Source organism: Acetatifactor sp., from assembly GCF_982438285.1.
Genome location: NZ_CEWDFQ010000327.1, coordinates 1 through 3,460, shown reverse-complemented (window position 1 = coordinate 3,460; position 3,460 = coordinate 1). Strand labels below are relative to the sequence as shown.

The 3,460-nt window shown below is 46.8% G+C and carries 5 protein-coding genes and 2 tRNA genes; 5 read left to right on the top strand and 2 right to left on the bottom strand.

Annotated elements, in window-relative coordinates; translation table 11 throughout:
* The first annotated feature begins 6 nt into the window (after positions 1-6).
* Positions 7-81, top strand: a tRNA-Pro gene (locus tag AC1WIP_RS13310).
* A 35-nt stretch (positions 82-116) separates the two neighbouring features.
* On the opposite strand, the gene AC1WIP_RS13305 is transcribed toward AC1WIP_RS13310, so the two are convergent.
* On the bottom strand, positions 117-416 hold the full coding sequence (locus AC1WIP_RS13305) for an alpha-helical endospore appendage domain-containing protein (protein WP_318704947.1): 300 nt from the start codon (positions 414-416) through the stop codon (positions 117-119).
* A gap of 116 nt (positions 417-532) precedes the next feature.
* Between AC1WIP_RS13305 and AC1WIP_RS13300 the strand changes: the two genes are divergently transcribed.
* Positions 533-1,342 (top strand): hypothetical protein, encoded by an 810-nt coding sequence (locus AC1WIP_RS13300; protein WP_481142280.1) that lies wholly within the window; start codon positions 533-535, stop codon positions 1,340-1,342.
* Between the two features lie 67 nt (positions 1,343-1,409).
* Here the strand turns inward: AC1WIP_RS13300 and AC1WIP_RS13295 are convergent.
* Positions 1,410-1,483, bottom strand: a tRNA-Val gene (locus AC1WIP_RS13295).
* Positions 1,484-1,667: 184 nt separating this feature from the next.
* On the opposite strand from AC1WIP_RS13295, the gene AC1WIP_RS13290 reads away from it, so the two are divergent.
* From AC1WIP_RS13290 to AC1WIP_RS13280, 3 genes are all read left to right on the top strand, one after another.
* Complete coding sequence (locus AC1WIP_RS13290; protein ID WP_481142279.1) at positions 1,668-1,814, top strand: hypothetical protein; 147 nt, start codon at positions 1,668-1,670, stop codon at positions 1,812-1,814.
* A gap of 231 nt (positions 1,815-2,045) precedes the next feature.
* On the top strand, positions 2,046-3,137 hold the full coding sequence (locus AC1WIP_RS13285) for a DNA cytosine methyltransferase (RefSeq protein WP_481142278.1): 1,092 nt from the start codon (positions 2,046-2,048) through the stop codon (positions 3,135-3,137).
* Between the two features lie 3 nt (positions 3,138-3,140).
* On the top strand, positions 3,141-3,460 hold a 320-nt coding region (locus tag AC1WIP_RS13280), incomplete at its 3' end, for a DNA cytosine methyltransferase (RefSeq protein ID WP_481142277.1).

The window sequence follows — 3,460 nt, the reverse complement described above, 5'->3', positions numbered from 1 at the left end:
GTGTTACGGGGTGTGGCTCAGTTTGGTTAGAGCGCCGTCTTAGGGAGGCGGAGGTCGCGAGTTCGAATCCCGCCACTCCGATAAAAGAGTCTGTTTCATAACAGACTCTTTTTTTATCAGCAGGAAGGCTTAGGAGGCTTTTTGCAGTCTTCAAGAAGCGGCTTTACCAATTCAAGCTTTGCTTTTAACACAAATTCTAAAGTGGTGAGTTTGTCGACCATTTCTTCCACTGATTTATTGATCTCAAGCAAATCCCGGTGAGAGCAGTCCTTCATGGCGATTGCTTTTTGCAGCTTTTCGCCCTCTGCGTTCAGAATGTGGGAGATAGCGGTTTCTTCCAGTGCAACGGACTGCAGAAGCGAAGCGGCGGCACAGCATTTATCGATGTTGGCGCATTCAATTTTAGGCATGCTCATGTTTATTGATTCCTTTTGTTTTTTATATCATATGCAAAACAGATAAAAGGGTTAATGCCCGAAAATACCTGAGAAAGTTAAATCAAAACGGGGATTTGAGAAGGCTGTCCTTTGATGTGACACTTAAGCTTTCAGAAGAGGCGCTGTCCCAGGAGCAGACGGCATTTTTTGATACATTGGCCCAAATAACGGGAACAGACAAAGAAGCCCTGCTGACGCTTCATATCAGGGGACAGTCCTGGGAAGAGCTGCTTTATTTTGAGATTACACCGGGAGGATCGGAGGTTCCCCTTACGGAGCTATATCTGGGAGATCAGCAGGATGTGGTAAACGCCGCCATGCTGTATAACGCAGTCCGCAGCAATCTGGCAGGACAGTATAAGCTGCTGGATATGCTGCTGCCACAGTGGAGCGGAGAAGAATATATGTCCCTTGAGCAGGCCGGACAGATGCTTGGACTGGATTTGAGCTGGTTAGGGGATTTTTCACTGTCAGATTATGAAAATATGTTTTCTTATTGGGAATATTTTGCTATGCTTGCAATAATGAAACCTGAAAGAGCGTCAGACGGTTCCATGGAATTTTCTCTGCATACAGATTTTGCAGAGGGAGAGCAGGAAAAGGAGGGCAGTGCGGATTTGAAACTGCGGCTGCAAAAAAACGCTGATCCGTCTGTTCTTTCTGCAGAATTTGAAGTGAACAATCTGCCAATGGCCCTTGATAAGCTGGATTCTCTTCTTGTCAGAATGGGAAGGGAGGAAAGCTTTTCAGAAAGGGAGGGGATTAGGCGGATCGAAAGCCTTGCGGGAAGCCTTACCATAGGCGAGGCGCATCAGCTGCAGATGCCGGATGCCTTGATCGATCAGAATACGGTGGAGCGGATTGCTGCAATACGGCAGATTCTGCAGGAAATGCTGGGAAGATGATAGCTTGAAAGGGCGCAAATACTTGATTTTCCAGCAAAATCCCGTATCTGCGGCCTGAAATAAAAAATGGAAGCAAGGGGGCTCGAACCCCTGGCCTTTCGCGTGTGAGGCGAACGCTCATCCCGGCTGAGCTATGCTTCCATGTCTCTAATTATAACACTTTATGGGAGAAAAGCAACAAAAAAATAATAGCGGTTATTCGTATAAAAAAATCCATATATGTACACACTATATTCAGGGCAGAGATTGCAGATAAGCTGCGGAACTTTGGCCAAGGGCATTCTTGAGACAGGAAAAAGCCCGGAAATGAGGAGTGTAGAGCTTAATGGATAAAAAGGAACAGGAAAAGCGCAATCGGCAGAAATGCCACGATGAATTTAACAGTGTAACCCAAAAAGAAAAGCCGGAAAATCAAAATCAACAGCATAATGTGCGCAAGGAAGGGCTTTTGCCCATCAACCAGAAGCGATAGACTGTGGCAGCCTTTGGCTGCCGCAGTTTTTTGTATAAGGTGAGCGCAAATTTAACCCACAGGGCAAAATTTCATCCTTCAAGGCTGGAATGCGGTCTTTAATTATGTTATGATATGCCATGGCATATTCTGACTGATATCTGCCGTGGGGGCTTTTTGAGTCCGGAATAATGGACATTATCTGCTGTATGATATAAAATAAAAAAGAAATACTTGGAAAGAGGATTCCCTATGAATCAATTTACCTGTGTGGACTTATTTTCCGGAGCGGGCGGCCTGTCAAAGGGATTTTTGGATGCCGGATATCATGTGGTGCTGGGGGTGGATCAGGATGATGCGGCCCTGGAAACCTTCCGCATGAATCACGGCGGTGCCGCTGCTATGAAGCTGGATTTATTTGACCATAACAATATAGACAAAATTGTGGACTTTTTAGAGGAAAGGAAAATCAAGCCGGATGTGCTTATGGGGGGGCCGCCGTGCCAGGGGTTTTCCTACGCAGGTCCCATGGATATCAATGATAAGAGAAATTTCCTCTATCTGGCAATGGTTGAGCTGACAAAGCGTTTAAATCCTCAGGCGGTACTGCTTGAAAATGTTTTGGGGCTTTTGGAGGCCAGAGGAGGAGAGGGTGCCAGGCGCATTGTGGAGGATTTTGATAAAATCGGCTACAAAATGGTGCCGGGGCTTTTGTTTGCGCCGGATTATGGCGTTCCTCAGATACGCAAAAGGGTATTTTTTGTGGGACTGCGGGATTCGGAACGTGTTTTTTCGTTTCCCGAAGGGAGGCTCGACCCGGAGCATTATGTGACCTGTGAAGAAGCCATAAGCGATCTGCCAACGCTCCAGACAGAGGATGGAAATATTCTTCGGGGAGAGAAAATTCAGGAGTACAGAACGCCTCCTATGTCTGACTATCAGAAAGAGATGCGGAAAAATTCAACAAAGGTTTATAATCATGTGGGAAGCGTTCCCATTGAAAAAACAAAAAGAATGATTTCACTGGTCCCGGAGGGCAAAAATTATCTTGCGCTTCCGGAGGAATACAGGGGAATGTACAAATACCATGAGGCACTGACTCGATATCACAGCAAAAAGCCCTCACTCACCATCAATACGGGACACAGATCCCATTTTCATTATAAATATAACCGCATTCCTACGGTGAGAGAAAGCGCCAGGCTTCAAAGCTTCCCTGATGATTTTATCTTTTATGGAAACCAGTCACAGCAGTACAAGCAGGTGGGAAATGCGGTGCCTCCCATGCTGGGGGAGGTTTTGGCGAAGGAGCTGGAAAAATACTTGAAGCATGATGAGGAGTAAGTTATGCCGTATAAAATGATAGATCTTTTTGCCGGGTGCGGAGGCCTTGAGGACGGCTTTCTGCAAAGCGGCAGGTATGAGGATATTGCGGCAGTGGAATGGCTGCGGCCTCAGGCTGACACGCTGATCCGCCGCCTGAAAACCAGATGGAATATTTCCGATGCAGAGGAACGGGTCATGTGCTTTGATATTCAAAGAGAGCAGGAGTTATTTCAGGGCTGGAACGACACGGCCAAACAGCCCCAGGCGCAGGTGCTGCCGGACGGCAAAAAAAGCCGTTATAAAACGGGGCCTTATGGCAGCGGCAGGGGACTGGATTATTT